Genomic DNA, 20,353 nt, shown 5'->3' with positions numbered 1-20,353 from the left:
CCTTGAATCAGTGCGGTGCTTCGGCCGCATGGTTGAGCGAATACTTCGGAATTTCGACGGTGAGGTCTTCAGTCCCCACCTTGGCCTGACAGCTCAGGCGCGAAGTCGGTTCCAGGCCCCATGCCCTATCAAGATAGTCCTCTTCCAGCTCATCGGCCTCTTCGAGGCTATTGAAACCTTCGCGGATAATGCAGTGACAGGTGGTGCAGGCATTGACGCCACCACAGGCACTCTCGATCTCGATGTGGTTGTCATGGGCGACTTCGAGAAGGGACTTGCCGGTCTCAGCCTCCACGACCATACCGTCCGGGCAATGCTCGGCGTGTGGCAGAAAAATGACCTGCGGCATCAGTTATTCCTCAATTTCATTCAGGTTGCGTCCCGCCAGGGCGGCTTTCACCGTCTGGTTCATACGACGGGCGGCAAAGGCATCGGTTACTTGTGAAAGGCGCTTGGTCTGTTGTTCGATGGCATAACCATCGGAGCCTTTCATCAATTCGGCCAGTTCCTGCATCTGCAGGTCGATGACCAGGCGTTCCTCGGCATCCAGCAGACGATCTCCGTCCGCCTCAAGTGCGCCCTGCACCGCTTCTAGCAGGCGCTGGGCATCGACTTGCTGCTCACGCAGCACACGGGCGACTTTGTCATCACCGGCGTACTGGAACGAATCCTTGAGCATCTTGGCGATTTCGCCATCGGTCAGGCCGTAGGACGGCTTGACCTGGATGCTGGCCTCGACGCCCGAACCCAGCTCACGTGCAGCAACACTGAGCAGACCATCGGCGTCGACCTGGAACGTCACACGAATCTTCGCTGCACCCGCGACCATGGCCGGGATGCCGCGCAACTCAAAGCGTGCCAGGGAGCGGCAGTCGCTGATCAGCTCACGCTCGCCTTGCAGCACATGAATCATCATGGCCGTCTGACCATCTTTGTAAGTGGTGAAGTCCTGGGCGCGGGCGACGGGAATGGTGGTGTTGCGCGGAATCACCTTTTCCATCAAGCCACCCATGGTTTCCAGGCCCAGGGACAACGGAATTACGTCGAGCAGAAGCAGTTCGCCACCATCTCGCTTGTTGCCAGCCAGGGTATCGGCCTGGATCGCAGCACCAATGGCCACCACTTGATCCGGATCGATTTCGGTCAGCGGCTGACGACCAAAGGCTTCGGCCACCGCTTCGCGAACCCGTGGCACACGGGTCGAACCGCCAACCATGACCACTGCGCCAACTTCTTCCAGCTCGATACCGGAGTCACGCACGGCACGGCGGCAGGCTTTCAGGCTACGAGCAACCATTGGCTCGATCAGCGCATCGAAGGCTTCACGGGTCAGTTGGGCCGACCATGAGCCGTAGGAAACCTCAACAGATGCAGCGTCAGTCAAGGCTTCCTTGGCTGCGCAGGCCGTTTGCAGCAGATTGCGCTGGGCGCCTGGATCGAGGTCGGCGGACAAGCCGGCGCTGGTGATGATCCAACCGGCAATGGCGTGGTCGAAGTCGTCACCACCCAGGGCACTGTCGCCACCGGTGGCCAGGACTTCGAAGACACCGCCGGTCAGGCGCAGGATGGAAATATCAAAGGTACCGCCACCCAGGTCGTAAATGGCGACCAGGCCTTCGGCCTGCTGGTCCAGGCCATAGGCCACGGCAGCAGCGGTCGGCTCGTTAAGCAAGCGCAAGACATTGAGTCCGGCCAGTTTCGCCGCATCCTTGGTGGCTTGGCGCTGGGCATCATCGAAATATGCCGGAACGGTGATCACCGCCCCTACCAGCTCGCCGCCCAAGGTGGTTTCGGCGCGCTGGCGCAGGACCTTGAGGATATCGGCCGACACTTCCACCGGGCTTTTCGGGCCTTGGATGGTGTCGATAAACGGCATATGGGATTCACCGCCGACAAAGCGGTACGGCAGTTGATCACCCAATTGCTTGACGTCGGACAACCCACGACCCATCAAGCGCTTGACCGACAGCACGGTATTCAGCGGATCGGTAGACGCGGCCAGGCGGGCCGACTCGCCCACTTCGGTGCGATCAGCGTGATAGCGCACGGCGGACGGCAGGATCACCTGGCCATCAGCATCGGGCAGCGGCTCGGAGAGACCGCTGCGCAGTGCGGCGACCAGTGAATTGGTAGTACCCAAGTCGATGCCAACCGCCAGGCGACGCTGGTGCGGTTGAGGACTTTGGCCGGGTTCGGCGATCTGCAGTAGAGCCATGGTAATCAGGTCTTATCTGTCTATCAGGCGTGCAATCTGTGCAGCACTGGGTTAATCGTCGAGGCGCTCTTCTAACTGGCGCACTTCGTAAGTGAGCTTGTCGAGGAACTGCATGCGCCGCATCAGGCGTTCGGCCTGTTCACGCTGCGCTGCATCATCCCAACAGGCTGCGAAGCTTTCGTTGAGTTCATCCTGGGCCACTTTCAGACGCCGTTTGAAGACCGCGACGCCAGCCAGATCGGCCTCGTCCTGCAAGTCTTCGAGCTCCTCACGCCATTGCATCTGCTGCATCAGGAAATCAGGGTCATGGACCGTAACTTCCAGCGGCAGCTCGCGACCACCCATGGCGAGCAGGTAACGCGCGCGCTTGGGGGGGCTTTTGAGCGTCTGATAGGCTTCGTTGAGGCTGGCTGACTGCTCCAGCGCCAGGCGTTGCTCACGCTCGGAGGCGTCGGCAAAGCGATCCGGATGCACTCCACGCGCTAATTCACGGTAGCGCGTGGCAAGCTGCTCGAGGTCCAGGCGAAAACTCGGCTGCAGCTCGAATAAAGCGAAATGACAAGGAGTACCCACAAATAGCCTCAGATGTTGAAGCTTTCGCCGCAGCCACATTCACCGCGTACGTTGGGGTTGTTGAACTTGAAGCCTTCGTTCAACCCTTCCTTGACGAAATCAAGCTCGGTGCCGTCCAGGTAGGTCAGGCTTTTAGGGTCGATGATCACTTTCTCGCCGTGACTTTCGAACACCTGGTCTTCCGCAACCACCTCGTCGACGAACTCCAGCACATAGGCAAGGCCGGAACAGCCCGTGGTGCGCACACCCAGACGAATCCCCTCACCTTTACCGCGCCCATCCAGGGAGCGTCGCACGTGCCGCGCAGCCGCTTCTGTCATGCTGATAGCCATCGTTGACTCCTTACTTGTCGCCAAATGCTTAGATCAAGCCTTTCTTCTGCTTGTAGTCGCGAACGGCCGCCTTGATGGCGTCTTCCGCGAGTACCGAGCAGTGAATTTTCACTGGCGGCAGAGCCAGTTCTTCGGCCAGCTGAGTGTTCTTGATGGTCTCAGCTTCATCCAGAGTCTTGCCTTTCATCCACTCGGTCGCCAGGGAACTGGAGGCGATGGCCGAACCGCAGCCGTAGGTCTTGAACTTGGCATCTTCGATGATGCCCTGCTCGTTGACCTTGATCTGCAGGCGCATGACGTCGCCGCACGCCGGAGCGCCGACCATGCCGGTGCCGACATCAGGATCTTCCGCGTCCATCTTGCCGACGTTGCGCGGGTTTTCGTAGTGGTCGATGACCTTTTCGCTGTAAGCCATGGTACTCAATCCTCACTCATCAGGGCCGCTCTGGAACCCTGTAGAAACGCCTGCGTTTTCCGCCACGTTCCTACAGAGCTTGGGTGGCGGCTTCTATATTTAGTGTGCCGCCCACTCGATCTTGGAAATATCGACACCGTCTTTGAACATGTCCCACAGCGGCGACAGAGTGCGCAGCTTGGTGACCGCTTCGCAGACTTTCTGCGCGGCGTAGTCGACTTCTTCTTCGGTGGTGAAACGGCCGAACGTAAAGCGGATGGAGCTATGCGCCAACTCGTCGTTGCGGCCCAGGGCACGCAGGACATAAGACGGCTCAAGGGAGGCCGAGGTGCAGGCCGAACCGGACGAAACCGCCAGGTCCTTGAGCGCCATGATCAGCGACTCGCCTTCGACGTAGTTGAAGCTCAAATTCAGGTTGTGCGGTACACGGGCGGTCATGCTGCCGTTGATGTACAGCTCTTCAAGGTTCTCGACCTGCTTGTAGAAGCGATCGCTGAGGGCCTTGATACGCACGTTTTCGGCAGCCATGTCTTCTTTGGCTACGCGGAAGGCTTCGCCCATGCCCACGATCTGGTGGGTCGCCAGGGTGCCCGAACGCATGCCGCGCTCGTGACCGCCGCCGTGCATGGTGGCTTCGATACGCACGCGAGGCTTGCGGCTCACGTACAGCGCGCCAATGCCTTTGGGGCCGTAGGTCTTGTGGGCCGAGAACGACATCAGGTCGACTTTCAGCTTGGACAGGTCAATATCGACCTTGCCGGTGGACTGGGCAGCATCGACATGCAGCAACACGCCTTTGGAGCGGGTCAGCTCGCCGATGGCGGCGATGTCGTTGATGGTGCCGATTTCGTTGTTCACGTGGATCACGGAAACCAGGATGGTGTCTTCACGCATCGCGGCTTCAATCATCGCCGGTGTGACGATACCGTCGGTGGTCGGCTCAAGGTAGGTAACCTCGAAACCTTCACGCTCCAGTTGGCGCATGGTGTCGAGGACAGCCTTGTGCTCAATCTTGGTGGTGATCAGGTGCTTGCCCTTGGTCGCATAGAAATGCGCAGCGCCCTTGATTGCCAGGTTGTCGGACTCGGTGGCACCGGAAGTCCAGACGATTTCACGCGGGTCGGCATTGACCAGGTCTGCGACCTGGCGACGAGCGTTCTCCACCGCTTCCTCGGCCTTCCAGCCAAAAACGTGGGAACGAGAGGCCGGGTTGCCGAAGTTTCCGTCAACCAGCAGGCACTCGCTCATCTTTTGCGCGACACGCGGATCAACCGGGGTGGTCGCTGAGTAATCAAGGTAAATCGGCAATTTCATGGACTTTCTCCTAAATCAGGCTGGCAGGCGTGCCGTTAGCTCTTCGGCTGTCACTCGACGGCGGACGCTTCAATCTTGTCCAGGCGCGGCGCCTTGGTGTTGCATCGGCGCTGGTCCTGACGCTGGGCTACTTCCTGCACCTCACGGCGAGTCACAAGATCAGCCAAGCTGATACCACTCAAAAACTCATGGATCTGCAGGCTCAGATCACACCACAAGTGGTGCGTCAGACAGGTGTCGCCGGCATGGCAGTCACCCAGGCCCTGGCACTTGGTGGCATCGACGGATTCATTCACCGCGTCGATCACCTGGGCGACCTGAATGCCCTGCATGTCGCGGGACAACTGATAACCGCCGCCCGGGCCACGCACACTGGAAACCAGGTTGCTGCGGCGCAACTTGGCGAACAGTTGCTCAAGGTAAGACAGGGAAATGCCTTGGCGCTCGGAGATATCGGCCAGGGACACCGGCCCGTTTTGCGCGTGCAGGGCCAGGTCAAGCATGGCGGTCACCGCGTAACGGCCTTTTGTAGTCAGTCTCATGGACAAGTACCAAGGTGTTTCAGAATGGGAGCAAGTATGCGATTCCCGAGTATTTAAGTCAACTATAAGACCTAGTACTTTAGTCAGGAATACCCGTAAAAAGGGCGCGCGAATCATAGCAGGATGGGGTGGGAACGAACAGCGGCGCCGGACAACCTGCATTGCCAGACACGCAGAAAATCAACTGCGGGAGCGGGCTTGCTCGCGAAAGCCGTGGGTCAGCCACTCTATTCGGTGACTGAGACACCGCTTTCGCGGGCAAGCCCGCTCCCACAGGGTTTTGCAGTGACTGCAAGGGCTCAACCAGCCTTGGTGACCGCGGCCTCATCCTTGATCTCGGCGAAGTCTTCTTCGCGCAACTCAGGCAGATCCTTCGCACAGTAGGGGCTACCCAGATCCTTCAGCGCGCCGCACATGCCGTCCAACTTGCCGTCTACCGCTTGTAGATGGTCGAGCAGCAGGCCAATGGCTCGCGCCACCGGGTCCGGCATGTCTTCACTGACGCCATAGGCATCAAAGCCGATTTTCTCAGCCATGGCCTTGCGCTTGGCTTCCTGCTCATCACCGACTTCCGGCTTGACGATGATCCGCCCGGGAATCCCTACCACCGTGGCGCCTGGCGGCACCGCTTTGGTGACCACCGCATTGGAGCCGACCTTGGCCCCGGCACCGACGGTAAACGGACCCAGGACCTTAGCGCCCGCCCCGACGACTACGCCATTTTCGAGGGTCGGGTGGCGCTTGCCCTTGTTCCAGGTGGTGCCGCCCAGAGTCACGCCCTGGTACAGGGTCACATCGTCACCAATCTCGGCGGTTTCACCGATAACGATGCCCATGCCATGGTCGATAAAGAAGCGACGACCCACCTTGGCCCCCGGATGAATCTCGATCCCGGTCAGCCAGCGACCGAAGTTCGACACCAGCCGCGCCAGCCACTTCCAGCCCATGCCCCACAAGGCACCCGATAAGCGGTGAATCCAGATCGCGTGCATCCCGGGGTAGCAGGTCAGCACTTCAAAGGCGTTGCGCGCCGCCGGGTCACGGTGGAAAACACTCTGGATATCTTCTCGCAAACGCTCGAACATTTTTTAATCCTTCCGCTTAAGAAGCTCGCCACGGGCCGCTTTCTGGGTTTCCGTGAGGATGCCACGCAATATATTCATCTCTGCCCGGCTGACCGAGCTGCGTCCGTAAAGCCTGCGCAGGCGCGCCATCAAGTGCCGTGGTTTTTCCGGATCGAGGAATTCGATGGCCACCAGGGTTTGCTCCAGGTGCTCATAGAATCGTTCCAGCTCATCCATAGTGGCCAATTCGCCACTTTTGGTGGATGCAACCTCATCCTTCTCCATTTTGCTGGGCTGGCCTTGTGCTGCCAACCAGGCCATGCGCACTTCATAACTCAACACTTGCACCGCCGCCCCGAGGTTCAGCGAGCTGAATTCGGGGTCTGATGGAATGTGCACGTGAAAATGACATCGCTGCAGCTCGTCATTGGTCAACCCGGAGTCTTCACGACCAAATACCAAAGCGATTTCGGCGCCGCCGGCCGCCTCTTCGACCACTTTGGCCCCGCATTCGCGAGGATCAAGCAGCGGCCAGGGGATGCGGCGGTCGCGGGCGCTGGTGCCGAGCACCAGGTTACAACCGACCAGGGCATCTTCCAGACTGGCGACGACCTGGGCTTTTTCCAGGATGTCATTGGCGCCGGAGGCGCGAGCGTCGGCCTCATGGTGTGGGAACACACGCGGCTCCACCAACACCAGGCGCGTCAGCCCCATGTTCTTCATGGCCCGCGCCACCCCGCCGATATTGCCGGGGTGACTGGTATTGACGAGGACGACACGAATGTTTTGCAGCAAGGGAGGCGCTCTCGGACACGGGAAAGGGGAGCAAATCTTACAGAACAGCCTAAGGTTATGCCATGAAAGCGAACGTCGTCCTTCACCTGAAGAAAGTTTCTGCTAGAATGCTCGGCTTTCTTTAACAACCTTAGGTGACACATCCATGCAGCCCATGCTGAATATCGCGCTGCGCGCCGCCCGCAGCGCCAGTGAATTGATCTTCCGCTCCATCGAGCGCCTGGATACCATCAAGGTCGACGAAAAAGACGCCAAGGATTATGTATCCGAGGTGGATCGCGCCGCCGAACAGAAAATCATCGACGCCCTGCGCAAGGCCTACCCTACCCACGGCATCCTCGGTGAAGAAACCGGCCTGCACAAAGGTAGCGGTGAAGGCGAAGACTACCTGTGGATCATCGACCCACTGGATGGCACCACCAACTTCCTGCGCGGCATCCCGCACTTTGCCGTGAGCATTGCCTGCAAATACCGTGGCCGCCTGGAACACGCCGTCGTACTCGACCCGGTTCGCCAGGAAGAATTCACCGCCAGCCGTGGCCGTGGCGCCCAGTTGAACGGTCGCCGCCTGCGCGTCAGCGGTCGCACCAGCCTGGACGGCGCCCTGCTGGGCACCGGCTTCCCGTTCCGTGATGACCAGATGGACAACCTGGAAAACTACCTGGGCATGTTCCGCGCCCTGGTTGGCCAGACCGCCGGCATCCGCCGCGCCGGTGCAGCCAGCCTGGACCTGGCCTATGTCGCCGCTGGTCGTTTTGACGCGTTCTGGGAGTCGGGCCTGTCCGAGTGGGACATGGCAGCAGGCGCCCTGCTGATTCAAGAAGCCGGCGGCCTGGTGAGTGACTTCACCGGCGGCCACGACTTCCTGGAGAAGGGTCACGTGGTTGCAGGCAACACCAAATGCTTCAAGGCAGTACTGACGGCGATCCAGCCGCACCTGCCGGCTTCACTGAAGCGTTAAGCGAGCGAGCACAAAAAAGCACCCCGAGGGGTGCTTTTTTTATATCTGGGATTTGGCCATTGCCTCAATTTCAGCGACGACATAAACCACATGTGGGAGCGGGCTTGCTCTCGAAAGCGGTGGGCCAGTCACCCTATTCGGCGACTGATCCACCGCTTTCGCGAGCAAGCCCGCTCCCACATTTTGAACTTCACCAGACTTGGTATTACTGCTGATTCTGGCCGAGGATCAGGCGACCCTCTTTATCCACAGGGATCTGGCTACCAGGATCACGCTCCATACGCACCGATCCTTCTTTACCATCCAGGTTGTAACGCACGTCATACCCGACAACCTTGTCGCTGATGTCGTTAACGGTGTTACAGCGCGTCTGGGTGGTGGTGTAGGTATCACGGTTCTGCATGCCTTCCTGAACCTTGTTACCGGCATAACCGCCGCCCACTGCGCCAGCTACGGTGGCGATCTTCTTGCCATTACCGCCGCCGATCTGGTTACCCAACAGACCACCTGCCAGGGCGCCAACCACGGTACCTGCGATTTGATGCTGATCCTGCACCGGACGCTGCCGGGTCACGGTGACGTCCTTGCAGACCTCACGGGGGGTTTTGATCTGGGTCTTGACCGGCTGCACTGCCAGCACTTGCGCATACTCAGGGCCGCTTTTTACCAGGCTGTAGGTGGCAACAGCACCCCCGGCAGTCACACCGACAGCACCCAATACCGCACCAACCAGTAACGACTTGTTCACGTGAACCTCCTGACCATCACAAGCGGACTGAAACGTCCGCGCTATACCCAGCCTTGGAGCAAAAAAAAAGGCGCGAGTTCAATACTCGCGCCTTCTTTGTAACAGCAGGTCAACAAGCACCCATCAAGGGCGGTCGTCGATCTCCTTGTCTGTCGCAACAGGAGGAATCAGGTCTTCGCTGTTGAGGTTCAGCCAGATCAACACCACGTTGGCGATGTAGATCGACGAGTAGGTGCCCGCCAGGACGCCGATAAACAGCGCCAGGGAGAAGCCCCACAGGTTGTCGCCACCGAAGATCATCAGCGCGGCAATCGCCAGCAAGGTGGAGATCGACGTCGCCATGGTACGCAACAGGGTCTGGGTGGTGGAGATGTTGATGTTCTCGATCAACGTCGCCTTGCGCAGCACCCGGAAGTTCTCGCGAACCCGGTCGAATACCACGATGGTGTCGTTGAGGGAGTAACCAATGATCGCCAGCACCGCCGCCAGTACTGTCAGGTCGAAGGTGATCTGGAAGTACGCCAGGATCCCCACGGTTACGATTACGTCGTGGATCAGCGAGACAATGGCACCGACCCCGAACTTCCACTGAAAGCGGAAGGCCAGGTAGATCATGATGCCGGCCAGCGCCATCAGCATGCCGAGGCCGCCCTGGTCGCGCAGCTCTTCACCTACTTGCGGGCCGACGAACTCGACGCGCTTGACCGACGCCGGGTTGTCGCCGCCGACCTTGAGCAAGGCCTCGGCCACCTGGTGCCCCAGTTGCGGATCTTCGCCAGGCATACGCACCAGCAGGTCGGTGGTCGCACCAAAGCTCTGCACGATCGCCTCGTGATAACCGGCCTCGTTCAGTTGGGTACGCACCTTGGTTACGTCGGCCGGCTTCTCGTAGGTCAGCTCGATGAGCGTACCGCCGGTGAAGTCCAGACCGTAGTTCAGGCCCTTATGGAACCAGCTGAACAACGCCAGGACGGTAAGGAGCACAGTGACGCCGAACGCAACGTTGCGAACGCCCATGAAGTTGATTGTACGTAACATGGCAGCCCCTTAAATCCACAACTTCTTGAAGTCACGCCCGCCAAAGATCAGGTTGACCATTGCGCGGGTCACCAGAATGGCCGTGAACATCGAGGTAAAGATACCGAGGGACATGGTCACCGCAAAACCCTTGACCGGGCCGGTGCCCATGGCAAAGAGAATCCCGCCGACCAGCAAGGTGGTCAGGTTGGAGTCGAGAATCGCGGTAAATGCCCGGCCGAAGCCTTCGTTGATTGCCCGTTGTACGCTCATGCCCGCCGCGATCTCTTCACGAATCCGCGAGAAGATCAGCACGTTGGCGTCCACCGCCATACCCATGGTCAGTACGATACCGGCAATACCCGGCAGGGTCAGTGTAGCCCCCAACAGCGACATCAAGGCCAGCAACATGACCATGTTGCCCGCCAGCGCGACGGTGGCGATCACACCAAAGAAGCGGTAGATGGCGATGATGAACAGGGAAACGAACAGCATGCCCCACAGCGCCGCATCGACACCCTTGGTGATGTTGTCGGCACCCAGACTTGGACCAATGGTGCGCTCTTCAGCGAAGTACATTGGCGCAGCCAGGCCACCGGCACGCAGCAGCAGGGCCAGCTCGGAGGATTCACCCTGGCCGTTCAGGCCGGTGATACGGAATTGAGCACCCAGCGGCGACTGGATGGTCGCCAGGCTGATGATCTTCTTCTCTTCCTTGAAGGTCTGCACCGCGACGTCTTTCTCGACGCCATTGACCATTTGCTTGACGTAGGTGGTCACCGGGCGTTGCTCGATGAAGATCACCGCCATGCTGCGACCGACGTTGCTGCGGGTTGCGCGGCTCATCAGTTCGCCACCATGACCATCCAGGCGGATGTTCACTTCAGGCGTACCGTGCTCACCAAAACCAGCCTTGGCATCCGTCACCTGGTCACCGGTGATGATCAGGCTGCGCTCGATCTGCGCCGCCGGGCGATTGCCCTCACGGAACTCGAAAGACTCGGAAGTGGCCTTGGAAGCACCCGGCTCGGCGGCCAGACGGAACTCAAGGTTGGCAGTCTTGCCGAGGATCCGCTTGGCTTCAGCGGTGTCCTGCACGCCTGGCAGCTCAACCACGATACGGTTGGCGCCCTGGCGCTGAACCAGAGGCTCGGCCACACCCAGCTCGTTGACGCGGTTACGGACCGTGGTCAAGTTCTGCTTGATGGAGTATTCACGGATTTCCGCCAGCTTGGCCGGGGTCATCGCCAGACGCAGCACCGGCTGACCATTGAGGTCGGCAGGCACAATGTCGAAATCGTTAAAGCTCTTGCGAATCAGGGCACGCGCCTGTTCACGAGCGGCTTCGTCAGCAAAGCCCAGTTGGATGGCACCGTTGAGCTGCGGCAGGCTGCGATAGCGCAGGCGCTCTTTGCGCAGCAGGCTCTTCACATCGCCTTCGTAGACTTTCAAGCGTGCATCGAGGGCTTTGTCCATGTCCACTTCCAACAGGAAGTGCACACCACCGGACAAGTCCAGACCCAGTTTCATCGGATGTGCGCCGATGCTCTTCAGCCATTTTGGCGTGGTCTGTGCCAGGTTAAGCGCGACTACGTAGTCATCGCCCATCACCTTGCGCACGACATCCTTGGCCGGCAATTGGTCTTCCTGCTTGGTCAGGCGCAACAAGCCGCCCTTCGCATCAGCTGCCAACGTTGCCGCCTTGACCTGGATTCCCGCGTCGGTGAGCGCTTTGCTCGCACGGTCCAGATCAGCCTGATTGACCTGCAGCGAAGTGCTGGCGCCAGTGATCTGGATCGCAGGGTCATCAGGGTAGAGATTGGGAGCGGAATAAATAAAACCGATCGCCAGCACCGCCAGGATCAGTACGTATTTCCACAGAGGGTATTTGTTCAGCATCACGCCGCCCGCTTATGACGCGGGGCGCCTTGCGCGCCCCGTCGATTGGTAAAAGTTGTTACTCAGATCGCTTTCAGCGTGCCTTTTGGCAGCGTGGCGGCAATGGCGCCTTTCTGGAACTTCATTTCAACGGTGTCGGAGACTTCCAGGACCACGAAAGCGTCGGAAACCTTGGTGATCTTGCCAGCGATACCACCGGTGGTCACCACTTCGTCACCTTTCTGCAAGCTGCCCAGCAGGTTTTTCTGCTCTTTGGCGCGCTTGGCCTGTGGACGCCAGATCATCAGGTAGAAGATGACCAGGAAGCCGACCAGGAAAATCCACTCGAAACCACCGCCCATAGGACCGGCAGCGGCCGGTGCAGCGGCGTCAGCCATAGCGTTAGAGATAAAAAAGCTCATTTAGCACTCCAGTTGCAAATAGTGAATCTTAGGGTCGGGAAACTCAGTCCAAGGGCGGCACGGGCAGCCCGCGCTTGGCATAGAAGGCATCGACAAAGGCGGCCAATGTACCCTGTTGAATAGCCTCGCGCAAACCAGCCATCAGGACTTGGTAGTGACGCAAATTGTGGATGGTATTCAACATGCTACCCAGCATTTCCCCGCATTTGTCCAGATGGTGCAGATAAGCACGGGAGAAGTTCTGGCAGGTGTAGCAATCACAGGTGGGATCCAGCGGCGAATCATCATGGCGATGGAACGCGTTACGGATCTTCAGCACGCCTGTATCAATGAACAGATGCCCGTTGCGGGCATTACGGGTTGGCATCACGCAATCGAACATGTCCACACCGCGGCGCACACCCTCTACGAGATCTTCGGGTTTGCCAACGCCCATAAGGTAACGAGGTTTGTCAGAAGGCATCAGGCCTGGCAGGTAGTCCAGCACCTTGATCATCTCGTGCTTGGGCTCGCCCACCGACAGGCCGCCAATGGCCAGGCCATCGAAGCCGATCTTGTCGAGGCCTTCCAGCGAGCGCTTGCGCAGGCTTTCGTGCATGCCGCCCTGGACAATGCCGAACAGCGCGGCGGTGTTGTCGCCGTGGGCATTCTTCGAACGCTGGGCCCAACGCAACGACAGCTCCATGGAAATCCGCGCCACATCTTCATCAGCCGGGTACGGCGTGCATTCGTCGAAAATCATCACGATGTCGGAGCCCAGGTCACGCTGGACCTGCATCGACTCTTCCGGGCCCATGAACACCTTGGAACCGTCCACCGGCGAGGCGAAGGTCACGCCCTCCTCCTTGATCTTGCGCATGGCGCCCAGGCTGAACACCTGGAAACCACCTGAGTCGGTGAGGATCGGACCTTGCCACTTCATGAAATCGTGCAAGTCGCCATGCTTCTTGATCACTTCCGTGCCCGGGCGCAGCCACAGGTGGAAGGTGTTGCCGAGGATGATCTCGGCGCCAGTGGCGACGATGTCACGCGGCAGCATGCCCTTGACGGTGCCGTAGGTGCCGACCGGCATGAACGCCGGGGTCTCCACGGTGCCACGGGGGAAGGTCAGGCGACCGCGACGGGCTTTGCCGTCGGTGGCCAACAATTCAAACGACATACGACTCATAGTTGTTCCTCTGGGCCGCGCGGCGCCGGATTACGGGTGATGAACATCGCATCACCGTAGCTGAAAAAACGGTACCCGTTATCGATGGCGGCCTGGTAGGCGGCCATGGTCTCGGGGTAACCGGCAAATGCCGAGACCAGCATCAACAGCGTGGATTCGGGCAAATGGAAGTTGGTGACCAGGCAATCGACCACATGGAACGGCCGGCCTGGGTAGATAAAGATATCGGTGTCGCCACTGAACGGCTTGAGCACACCATCGCGCGCCGCACTCTCCAGGGACCGCACACTGGTGGTGCCCACTGCGACCACCCGCCCACCGCGCGCCTTGCACGCGTTGACCGCGTCCACGACGTCCTGGCTGACTTCCAGCCATTCGCTGTGCATATGGTGATCTTCGATGTTATCCACACGCACCGGCTGAAACGTCCCGGCCCCCACGTGCAGGGTCACATAGGCGCTTTCGACACCCTTGGCGGCAATCGCATCCAGCAGTGGCTGGTCGAAATGCAGCCCGGCAGTCGGCGCCGCCACCGCACCAAGGCGCTGGGAGTACACCGTCTGATAGCGCTCGCGATCCGAATCTTCATCGGGGCGGTCTATATAAGGAGGCAACGGCATATGGCCGACACGCTCCAGCAGCGGCAACACTTCCTCGGCAAACTTGAGCTCGAACAACGCGTCATGCCGCGCGACCATCTCGGCTTCGCCACCACCATCAATCAGGATGCTCGACCCTGGTTTGGGCGACTTGCTGGAGCGCACATGGGCCAGCACACGATGGCTGTCCAGCACCCGCTCCACCAGAATTTCCAGCTTGCCGCCGGAAGCTTTCTGGCCAAACAGCCGCGCCGGAATCACCCGGGTATTGTTGAAGACCATCAAGTCGCCTGGGCGCAAATGCTCAAGCAAATCAGTGAATTGACGGTGTGCAAGGGCACCGCTGACCCCGTCCAGGGTCAACAGTCGACTGGCGCGACGCTCGGCCAAAGGGTGGCGGGCGATCAGCGAATCCGGGAGTTCAAAACTAAAGTCAGCAACGCGCATGATGGGGTTCGTCTAGCAGGGCCGGGAAGTCTAGCGGAAATAGTGAAAATAGACCATGAAACGTGATTGACCAACGGTAATCACCTCTCTATACTTCGCCGCCATTGAGCCCTGATGGCGGAATTGGTAGACGCGGCGGATTCAAAATCCGTTTTCGAAAGGAGTGGGAGTTCGAGTCTCCCTCGGGGCACCATATAGCAGTATCTGAAAGTCTCTACCAGACTCTCAGCAACAGAGAAACCGGCCACTTGAGCCGGTTTTTTTGTGTCTGGCTATCTACCTCTGTATCCCCTTATCCAGCGTATCAAGCTAGAGACGCTCACTTGGCTCGAAGGATGGGAGATCACAATCGAGGAATCGGTAGCAATCAACTCGTGGTGATACTCGCCTGCGACAATGCGGATGGGCGCTCGGCGCGCCCGATCCGGATCAGACGAAGAAGGATAAGGCGCCGGTGACCAAGGCCAGCGCAGTGATGACTAGCGATGTCAGCACTGCCCATTTGAGGGTGGCCTTCTGGAAGTCGCCGATATCGCGATCGACCATGCCCACCAGAAGCAGGGTCGAGGCCACCAACGGACTCATCAGGTGCACCGGTTGTCCCAGCACCGAGGCGCGGGCGATTTCAATCGGGTCGATGCCATAGGCGGCAGCCGCGTTGGCGAGGATCGGCAATACCCCAAAGTAATAGGCATCGTTGGACAGCACGAAGGTCAATGGCATGCTGGTCAACGCGACCACCAGCGGGAACCAGTGGCCCCACGCTTCGGGGATAAAGTCGACCAAGGTCTGCGCCAAGGCGTCGACCATCTTGGTGCCGGAGAAGATCCCAGCAAAGATGCCAGCGGCAAATACCAGCAGTACCACGGTCATGGCGTTGCCCGCATGGGCGAGGATGCGCTCTTTCTGCAACTCCAGCTGCGGGTAGTTAATCATCAGTGCCGCGACGAAACCGATCATGAACAACAAGGCGGAGTGCATGACGCCCAGCACCAAAGCCGTCATGACGGCGATCACCAGCATCAGGTTGATGTAGGCCAGCCTTGGGCGCTTGTGCGGATTGTCGCCGAGGATTTCCTTGATGTAGCAATTGCCGCCACCAGACTCCAGAGCAATGTTGCCGATGCGTCGACGCTCGACGCGGCCCAGCAGGTAGGCGGTGAATACCACCCAGGCGGCGCCCCCGATCACAGTTGGCAGCATTGGAATGAAGTACTCGGTCGCATCCAGCCCAAGCGCGGCGATGGCGCGTGTTGCTGGGCCTCCCCAGGGACTCATGCCGCTCATGATGCTCAGTGACAACATGGCCAGCGTGGCAAGGATCATCGGGTTCATGCCAATGCGCTTGTACAGCGGTAGCATGGCGGCGCAGGTAATCATGTAGGTCGTGGTGCCGTCGCCATCGAGCGCTACCAGCAGCGACAACAGCGCGGTGCCGATGGCAATCTTGATCGGGTCACCATTGACGCGCTTGAGGATCTTGCGAATCAGCGGATCGAACAACCCGGCATCGATCATCAGGCCGAAGAATAAAATGGCGAACAGTAGCAGCGCCGCCGAAGGCGCTACCATCTTCAGGCCATCGAGCATCATCTTGCCCAGCTCGGGGGCGAAGCCACCGATCAGCGCGAAAACAATAGGTACCAGAATAAGCGCAACGATTGGAGACAGGCGTTTACTCATGATTAGGTAGGTGAAGGTCACCACCATGATCAGGCCCAGAAGTGCGAGCATGGTCTTTTCTCTTGTTTTTATTGTATGTGCGGTCGCCTACAGACAGACGACCCCCTAGGCCACTCGACACCGTTGGGATGTGGTGGGGTTCTTAAGTCAACAATGGGAAATGGAAGCGGTTTTCGCCGTCTCGCCTTACTGCAAATGGTCGAGGCCGGGCTGGGTGTGTCGGCCATGCTCAGCGCCGACCATCCGATCCTGGTCAGCGTGCCGCTGATCGCCCCCCAAGTGCCCCCCTCGGGGCCGGTCTATCGCCGCGAGGCATCGCTGTCGCCAGCGGCAGAGACGTTCGTGTCGATCCTGTCGGATAAATGGCCCTACCGGTAAGCGACGAACTTTACCTTTCGCTCGGCGCAACACAGAGGAGAAACCGAGCGCTTCCATGGTTCATTCACCGCCAAGGCCAAGGTTGTCGGGCCGGCGCTTTTCGATGGTGAACTTCAGCAGTGCTGCGCTGCGGAACAGGCCATGTGCGAACTTCCCGTAGGGCAGTGTGATGAACAGTGCCATGACCGTGCCCAGGTGGATCGCCAGCAGGATCGCCATCGCCGCGGTATCGCGCAAGCCCAGCAGCGCAAGGCCAGTGGCGCTGACCAACAGCAGCAGCAGGATGAAGGCCCTGTCCATTGGGCGCTGGGCAACATCACCCTGCTCCGGCGAACGGCGAAAGTTCATCACCAACAGCCCGGCCGGCCCGACAATCAAGCCAATGCCGCCCAAGGTTCCGAGCAGCACCGGGGCACTCAACAGCGCATACGGAGCCTGCAAGCCCAGCAGGTAGTGATACCCGGTGGCCACCGCCGTGGCGGCAAAGCACAGCATAAACCCGTAGAAGGTGAAGTGATGGAAGCGCCGACGCCAGAGCGTGTAGCGATCATCGGTGTTGTTGCAGCCCTGGCCATGCCCACCGTCCAGGTACTTCAGGGTCAGTACCGCGCTTGATGCCTCAAGCACCGCTCCCTTGGCCGGTTTCCCCAGCGCATCGGCAGGCGAGACCGAGCGCCAGAAGCGGCGCAATGCAATGATCAACGCCAGACTCGCGGCAGCGAAGACACTGCCGAACATCAGCGCTAGGGTGTTGTGCGGGAAGATCGCATAAAAATTCCCTGCCAAGCGACCGGGCAGCAGCGTGCCGTTCATGAACAAGGTCAATAGCAGGAACAGCGACAGCGCCACAGCCAATGCACTGACGACATAGGTGCCATTGTGACGATACAGCCGTCCGAAGAGCGACGGCCAGGCGTACTCGGCGTAGGTCTGCCCGCGGACCTTGGCCATCGCCTGTGGCACATTGACGGCGAACTCGTGGGGCTGCGCATACTGGCAGGCATGCAGGCAAGCACCGCAGTTGTGACATAGGTTGGCCAGGTAATGGATGTCGGCCTTGCCGAACTCCAGCCTGCGGGTCATCGCGGGGAATACCGCGCAAAAGCCCTCGCAATAACGGCAGGAGTTACAGATCCGCATCTGCCGGTCTACTTCCTCCTCCTCCAAGTTCAACACCTGGATCAATTCGAGGGTCGGCTTGGCAGGATCATGCATGCGTGGGTTAGGCAGTTGCGCGGTCATGGCGATTCTCTTCTTTTGGATATTCGTGACCTACCGCAGCCGCGGCGCTGGTCCCGGCGATGCGGCCGAAGGCGGTGCCGATGGACATGCCGACGCCAGCCGTGTACCCCTTGCCCAGCACGTTGCCCGCCATCATTTCGCCGGCAACGAACAGGTTCGGGCTGGGTCGCCCGTCGAAATGGACGGCGGCAGTTTCATCGGTGCGTAGCCCCAGATAAGTGAAGGTCACGCCAGGACGCAGCGGGTAACCGTAGTAAGGAGGCGTATCGATCGGGCGCGCCCAGTGGCTTTTCACCGGCTGCAAACCTATGGTGTGACAGTCGTCCAACTGGGTGTGATCGAAGGTGCCCACCTGGCAGGCTCGGTTGTAGGCGCGCACGGTTTCGACGAAAGCTTGCACAGGCAAACCGAGCAGGCCGGCCAGCGCCTCCAGGCTATCGGCGGTGGTGCCAGGAAACACTGGCGGCATGAAGCGACCGAGGGCTTTCTGGTCGATGACCGAGAACCCCACCTGCCCAGGTTGATGGGCCACCAGACGCCCCCAGATGGCATAGCGCTTGGGCCAGAAATCCTCGCCTTCGTCGTAGAAGCGCTGACCGTCGCGATTGACCACCACGCCCAGCGACACACAATCGATACGTGTGCAGATACCACCGTCGTACAGCGGTGCGCGGGCATCAATCGCCACCATGTGCGCCTGTGTCGGGTCGCCAATCGTGTCGGCGCCCTTTTCGATCATGCGGCGCAACAGGACCCCATCATTAAAGCGCGTCCCGCGAATCAGGAAATTATCCGAAGGCCACTCCCCTCGCTCGTTCTGCCCCCAAGCCTCGCGCAACCATTCTCGGTTGGACTCGAAACCACCGGCGGCAAGCACGCAACTGCGTGCCTCGATGCGCTCGGAGGAAAGCTGCCGTCCCTGAACCTCGCGCGACGGCACGTGGACCGCAACGAAGCGTCCGTCCTGCAGTTCGATGTCGGCTACAGGCGTGTCATAGCGAATCTGTACCCCGAGGTTCTCTGCACTGCGAAAATAGGCGTTGATGAGCGCCTTGCCTCCACCCATGAAGAAGGCATTGGTGCGTGCGGTGTGTAGCGCGCCAGACAACGATGGCTGAAAGTGCACACCGTGACGGCGCATCCAGTCGCGGCAACTAGAGGAAGCGCGAATCACCAGACGCGCGAGCTTTTCGTCAGTTTCGCCCCCGGTGACCTTCAGCAAGTCCTGCCAGAATTCTTCTTCCCCGTACGCCTCGACCAGCACATCCTGCGGAGCATCATGCATGCACCGCAAGTTACGCGTGTGTTGAGAGTTGCCACCCCGCCAGGCGCGGGGCGCCGCCTCAAGCAGCATCACGCTGGCCCCGGCCTCTCGCGCCATCAGCGCGGCACAGAGGGCGGCATTGCCCCCTCCGATTACAAGCACATCGATCATTTCGCCTCCAGGTCACAAGGAGTCGAATGTTCGTATGCTCCTCGTGAGCATGGACTCTATTGAATGCACGGAGGACGCGAAACGCGATTACCGAGGGGGGGCGTTCAGTTTTTCTAAAGGGTATGGGCGACTGGACCCGCCGACGGGGTCACAGCAAGGAGGCCCCAGGCCATCGGCCTTGTTCAACCAGATCCCGAGCGACCTCTTGTAGGACGATGCGTGTCGCCAATGCGGCCGGCGAAAGCTCGTCATCGGTCAGGCTGACGATCACATTGCGACGCTGCGCCTGTGCTTCATCGATGGCAAACACGCGCAAGCCCGCCTGATGCGCCCGGGCCACGGTTGCGCCGGGCTGGATGGTGGCAGCATGACCTGCACAGACACAGTCCATCAACAGTGACAGACCATCGGCCTCCATGAGGATGTTGGCCTCAAGCCCGGCCCGCTCTAAGATCGAGCGCAATGTCGTACGCAGTCCATGTTGTGGGCTGGGCATCACCAACTGCAGCGTAGCGATCTGTTGCAACGTAAGGGCCTCGCCCCAATCGGCCTTGACCAGGGAGGGGGGAACCAGAACGAACAGCCGCTCCTTGAGCAGCGGGCGGACGTCCAGCCGAGGTCCCGCCTCCGCTTGGAACAGCACCGCCAGGTCAAGGTGCCTGGCATTGAGTTGGTTCATCAGGTAGCCCGATAGCATTTCCACCAGATGCAGACGGATATCGGGATAGCGCTCGCGCATCCTGTCGATCAACGCCAAGCCAAGAATAGATGCGGTGGTCGGTGCGAGCCCAACGCTAGCATAGCCGCTCATACGCCCGCTTTGCGCCGCAAGGACAGCATGCTCCGCCTGGCGAAGCGCCAGGCGCGCATGATATTCGAACGCCAGGCCCGCCGCCGTCGGTGAGACGCCGGTGCTCGAACGCGTCAACAATCGAGTACTGACCTCGCTCTCCAACTTCGACAATTGCTGACTCAAGGCAGAGGCGCCGACGCCAAGCTCGAGCGCAGCCCGGCCAAGGCTCCCGTATTCCAATACACTCAGGAAATAACGAAGTTGGCGTAACTCCATACAAGTCTCTTTCAGCAATAGGGGGTTAGTCTGCAATCATTTTGAAAGTACTTAGA

Annotated in this window: 20 protein-coding genes, 1 tRNA gene and 1 pseudogene; 3 read left to right on the top strand and 19 right to left on the bottom strand. The window is 59.7% G+C overall.

Annotation, left to right across the window (positions count from 1 at the left end; translation table 11 throughout):
* Window positions 1-7: 7 nt before the first annotated feature.
* The 9 genes from fdx to trmJ form a co-directional block, all read right to left on the bottom strand.
* Window positions 8-349: an ISC system 2Fe-2S type ferredoxin gene (fdx, locus tag JTY93_RS05125; RefSeq protein WP_029298551.1), complete on the bottom strand. Its 342-nt coding sequence runs from the start codon at window positions 347-349 to the stop codon at window positions 8-10.
* Between the two features lie 3 nt (window positions 350-352).
* Window positions 353-2,215 carry a Fe-S protein assembly chaperone HscA gene (gene hscA / locus JTY93_RS05120; RefSeq protein ID WP_205476045.1) on the bottom strand — a complete coding sequence of 621 codons (1,863 nt, stop codon included), beginning with the start codon at window positions 2,213-2,215 and terminating at the stop codon, window positions 353-355.
* A gap of 51 nt (window positions 2,216-2,266) precedes the next feature.
* Window positions 2,267-2,788, bottom strand: coding sequence for a co-chaperone HscB (gene hscB / locus JTY93_RS05115; RefSeq protein ID WP_038446309.1), 522 nt, complete (start codon window positions 2,786-2,788; stop codon window positions 2,267-2,269).
* 8 nt (window positions 2,789-2,796) lie between these two features.
* Window positions 2,797-3,120, bottom strand: a complete 324-nt coding sequence (gene iscA / locus JTY93_RS05110; RefSeq protein ID WP_010565230.1) for an iron-sulfur cluster assembly protein IscA — start codon at window positions 3,118-3,120, stop codon at window positions 2,797-2,799.
* Between the two features lie 28 nt (window positions 3,121-3,148).
* Window positions 3,149-3,535 carry a Fe-S cluster assembly scaffold IscU gene (iscU, locus tag JTY93_RS05105; RefSeq protein ID WP_003443374.1) on the bottom strand — a complete coding sequence of 129 codons (387 nt, stop codon included), beginning with the start codon at window positions 3,533-3,535 and terminating at the stop codon, window positions 3,149-3,151.
* A 99-nt stretch (window positions 3,536-3,634) separates the two neighbouring features.
* A complete protein-coding gene (locus JTY93_RS05100) occupies window positions 3,635-4,849 on the bottom strand; it encodes an IscS subfamily cysteine desulfurase (RefSeq protein WP_070994737.1) in 1,215 nt (404 codons plus the stop codon).
* Between the two features lie 50 nt (window positions 4,850-4,899).
* A complete protein-coding gene (iscR, locus tag JTY93_RS05095) occupies window positions 4,900-5,391 on the bottom strand; it encodes a Fe-S cluster assembly transcriptional regulator IscR (protein ID WP_003210305.1) in 492 nt (163 codons plus the stop codon).
* A gap of 299 nt (window positions 5,392-5,690) precedes the next feature.
* A complete protein-coding gene (gene cysE, locus JTY93_RS05090) occupies window positions 5,691-6,476 on the bottom strand; it encodes a serine O-acetyltransferase (protein ID WP_169997227.1) in 786 nt (261 codons plus the stop codon).
* 3 nt (window positions 6,477-6,479) lie between these two features.
* Window positions 6,480-7,250, bottom strand: a complete 771-nt coding sequence (trmJ, locus tag JTY93_RS05085; RefSeq protein WP_070994736.1) for a tRNA (cytosine(32)/uridine(32)-2'-O)-methyltransferase TrmJ — start codon at window positions 7,248-7,250, stop codon at window positions 6,480-6,482.
* Between the two features lie 145 nt (window positions 7,251-7,395).
* Between trmJ and suhB the strand changes: the two genes are divergently transcribed.
* Window positions 7,396-8,211: a type III secretion system regulator SuhB gene (gene suhB / locus JTY93_RS05080; protein ID WP_003175971.1), complete on the top strand. Its 816-nt coding sequence runs from the start codon at window positions 7,396-7,398 to the stop codon at window positions 8,209-8,211.
* A gap of 205 nt (window positions 8,212-8,416) precedes the next feature.
* Here suhB and JTY93_RS05075 read toward each other — a convergent pair whose 3' ends face one another.
* The 6 genes from JTY93_RS05075 to queA form a co-directional block, all read right to left on the bottom strand.
* Window positions 8,417-8,959 (bottom strand): glycine zipper 2TM domain-containing protein, encoded by a 543-nt coding sequence (locus tag JTY93_RS05075; RefSeq protein ID WP_205476044.1) that lies wholly within the window; start codon window positions 8,957-8,959, stop codon window positions 8,417-8,419.
* A gap of 123 nt (window positions 8,960-9,082) precedes the next feature.
* Window positions 9,083-9,997 (bottom strand): protein translocase subunit SecF, encoded by a 915-nt coding sequence (gene secF, locus JTY93_RS05070; protein ID WP_169997225.1) that lies wholly within the window; start codon window positions 9,995-9,997, stop codon window positions 9,083-9,085.
* A gap of 9 nt (window positions 9,998-10,006) precedes the next feature.
* On the bottom strand, window positions 10,007-11,875 hold the full coding sequence (gene secD / locus JTY93_RS05065; protein ID WP_205518981.1) for a protein translocase subunit SecD: 1,869 nt from the start codon (window positions 11,873-11,875) through the stop codon (window positions 10,007-10,009).
* A 62-nt stretch (window positions 11,876-11,937) separates the two neighbouring features.
* Complete coding sequence (gene yajC / locus JTY93_RS05060; protein ID WP_003175975.1) at window positions 11,938-12,276, bottom strand: preprotein translocase subunit YajC; 339 nt, start codon at window positions 12,274-12,276, stop codon at window positions 11,938-11,940.
* Window positions 12,277-12,319: 43 nt separating this feature from the next.
* A complete protein-coding gene (gene tgt / locus JTY93_RS05055; RefSeq protein WP_032858353.1) occupies window positions 12,320-13,435 on the bottom strand; it encodes a tRNA guanosine(34) transglycosylase Tgt in 1,116 nt (371 codons plus the stop codon).
* Between the two features lie 5 nt (window positions 13,436-13,440).
* The gene (gene queA, locus JTY93_RS05050) at window positions 13,441-14,490 is read right to left on the bottom strand and encodes a tRNA preQ1(34) S-adenosylmethionine ribosyltransferase-isomerase QueA (protein WP_205476042.1); all 1,050 of its coding nucleotides are present in this window, start codon (window positions 14,488-14,490) and stop codon (window positions 13,441-13,443) included.
* A 108-nt stretch (window positions 14,491-14,598) separates the two neighbouring features.
* On the opposite strand from queA, the gene JTY93_RS05045 reads away from it, so the two are divergent.
* Window positions 14,599-14,683, top strand: a tRNA-Leu gene (locus JTY93_RS05045).
* Between the two features lie 236 nt (window positions 14,684-14,919).
* Here the strand turns inward: JTY93_RS05045 and JTY93_RS05040 are convergent.
* Complete coding sequence (locus JTY93_RS05040) at window positions 14,920-16,224, bottom strand: CitMHS family transporter (RefSeq protein ID WP_205476041.1); 1,305 nt, start codon at window positions 16,222-16,224, stop codon at window positions 14,920-14,922.
* Window positions 16,225-16,362: 138 nt separating this feature from the next.
* Between JTY93_RS05040 and JTY93_RS05035 the strand changes: the two are divergent.
* A pseudogene (locus JTY93_RS05035) lies at window positions 16,363-16,551 on the top strand (LysR family transcriptional regulator); the annotation flags it as partial.
* A gap of 60 nt (window positions 16,552-16,611) precedes the next feature.
* Here the strand turns inward: JTY93_RS05035 and tcuB are convergent.
* The 3 genes from tcuB to JTY93_RS05020 all read right to left on the bottom strand — a co-directional run bounded on the left by tcuB (window position 16,612) and on the right by JTY93_RS05020 (window position 20,297).
* Window positions 16,612-17,793, bottom strand: a complete 1,182-nt coding sequence (tcuB, locus tag JTY93_RS05030) for a tricarballylate utilization 4Fe-4S protein TcuB (protein WP_205476040.1) — start codon at window positions 17,791-17,793, stop codon at window positions 16,612-16,614.
* Complete coding sequence (tcuA, locus tag JTY93_RS05025; RefSeq protein WP_169389830.1) at window positions 17,774-19,228, bottom strand: FAD-dependent tricarballylate dehydrogenase TcuA; 1,455 nt, start codon at window positions 19,226-19,228, stop codon at window positions 17,774-17,776. The genes tcuB and tcuA overlap by 20 nt, the downstream gene beginning before the upstream one ends.
* Before the next feature lie 148 nt (window positions 19,229-19,376).
* Window positions 19,377-20,297 carry a LysR family transcriptional regulator gene (locus JTY93_RS05020; RefSeq protein WP_205476039.1) on the bottom strand — a complete coding sequence of 307 codons (921 nt, stop codon included), beginning with the start codon at window positions 20,295-20,297 and terminating at the stop codon, window positions 19,377-19,379.
* Between the last annotated feature and the right edge of the window lie 56 nt (window positions 20,298-20,353).

The organism is Pseudomonas hygromyciniae, from assembly GCF_016925675.1.
In the GTDB taxonomy this organism is placed as follows: Bacteria; Pseudomonadota; Gammaproteobacteria; order Pseudomonadales; family Pseudomonadaceae; genus Aquipseudomonas; species Aquipseudomonas hygromyciniae.
Note: the sequence above shows the minus strand (reverse complement) of the source record. Positions and strands in the feature narration are given on the sequence as shown.

Excerpts from the sequence above, each read along its gene's own strand:
- fdx (WP_029298551.1), bottom strand. The coding sequence starts at position 349 with ATGCCGCAGGTCATTTTTCTGCCACACGCCGAGCATTGCCCGGACGGT.
- hscA (WP_205476045.1), bottom strand. The coding sequence starts at position 2,215 with ATGGCTCTACTGCAGATCGCCGAACCCGGCCAAAGTCCTCAACCGCAC.
- iscA (WP_010565230.1), bottom strand. The coding sequence starts at position 3,120 with ATGGCTATCAGCATGACAGAAGCGGCTGCGCGGCACGTGCGACGCTCC.
- iscU (WP_003443374.1), bottom strand. The coding sequence starts at position 3,535 with ATGGCTTACAGCGAAAAGGTCATCGACCACTACGAAAACCCGCGCAAC.
- JTY93_RS05100 (WP_070994737.1), bottom strand. The coding sequence starts at position 4,849 with ATGAAATTGCCGATTTACCTTGATTACTCAGCGACCACCCCGGTTGAT.
- iscR (WP_003210305.1), bottom strand. The coding sequence starts at position 5,391 with ATGAGACTGACTACAAAAGGCCGTTACGCGGTGACCGCCATGCTTGAC.
- cysE (WP_169997227.1), bottom strand. The coding sequence starts at position 6,476 with ATGTTCGAGCGTTTGCGAGAAGATATCCAGAGTGTTTTCCACCGTGAC.
- suhB (WP_003175971.1), top strand. The coding sequence starts at position 7,396 with ATGCAGCCCATGCTGAATATCGCGCTGCGCGCCGCCCGCAGCGCCAGT.
- secF (WP_169997225.1), bottom strand. The coding sequence starts at position 9,997 with ATGTTACGTACAATCAACTTCATGGGCGTTCGCAACGTTGCGTTCGGC.
- secD (WP_205518981.1), bottom strand. The coding sequence starts at position 11,875 with ATGCTGAACAAATACCCTCTGTGGAAATACGTACTGATCCTGGCGGTG.
- yajC (WP_003175975.1), bottom strand. The coding sequence starts at position 12,276 with ATGAGCTTTTTTATCTCTAACGCTATGGCTGACGCCGCTGCACCGGCC.
- tgt (WP_032858353.1), bottom strand. The coding sequence starts at position 13,435 with ATGTCGTTTGAATTGTTGGCCACCGACGGCAAAGCCCGTCGCGGTCGC.
- queA (WP_205476042.1), bottom strand. The coding sequence starts at position 14,490 with ATGCGCGTTGCTGACTTTAGTTTTGAACTCCCGGATTCGCTGATCGCC.
- JTY93_RS05040 (WP_205476041.1), bottom strand. The coding sequence starts at position 16,224 with ATGCTCGCACTTCTGGGCCTGATCATGGTGGTGACCTTCACCTACCTA.
- tcuB (WP_205476040.1), bottom strand. The coding sequence starts at position 17,793 with ATGACCGCGCAACTGCCTAACCCACGCATGCATGATCCTGCCAAGCCG.
- tcuA (WP_169389830.1), bottom strand. The coding sequence starts at position 19,228 with ATGATCGATGTGCTTGTAATCGGAGGGGGCAATGCCGCCCTCTGTGCC.
- JTY93_RS05020 (WP_205476039.1), bottom strand. The coding sequence starts at position 20,297 with ATGGAGTTACGCCAACTTCGTTATTTCCTGAGTGTATTGGAATACGGG.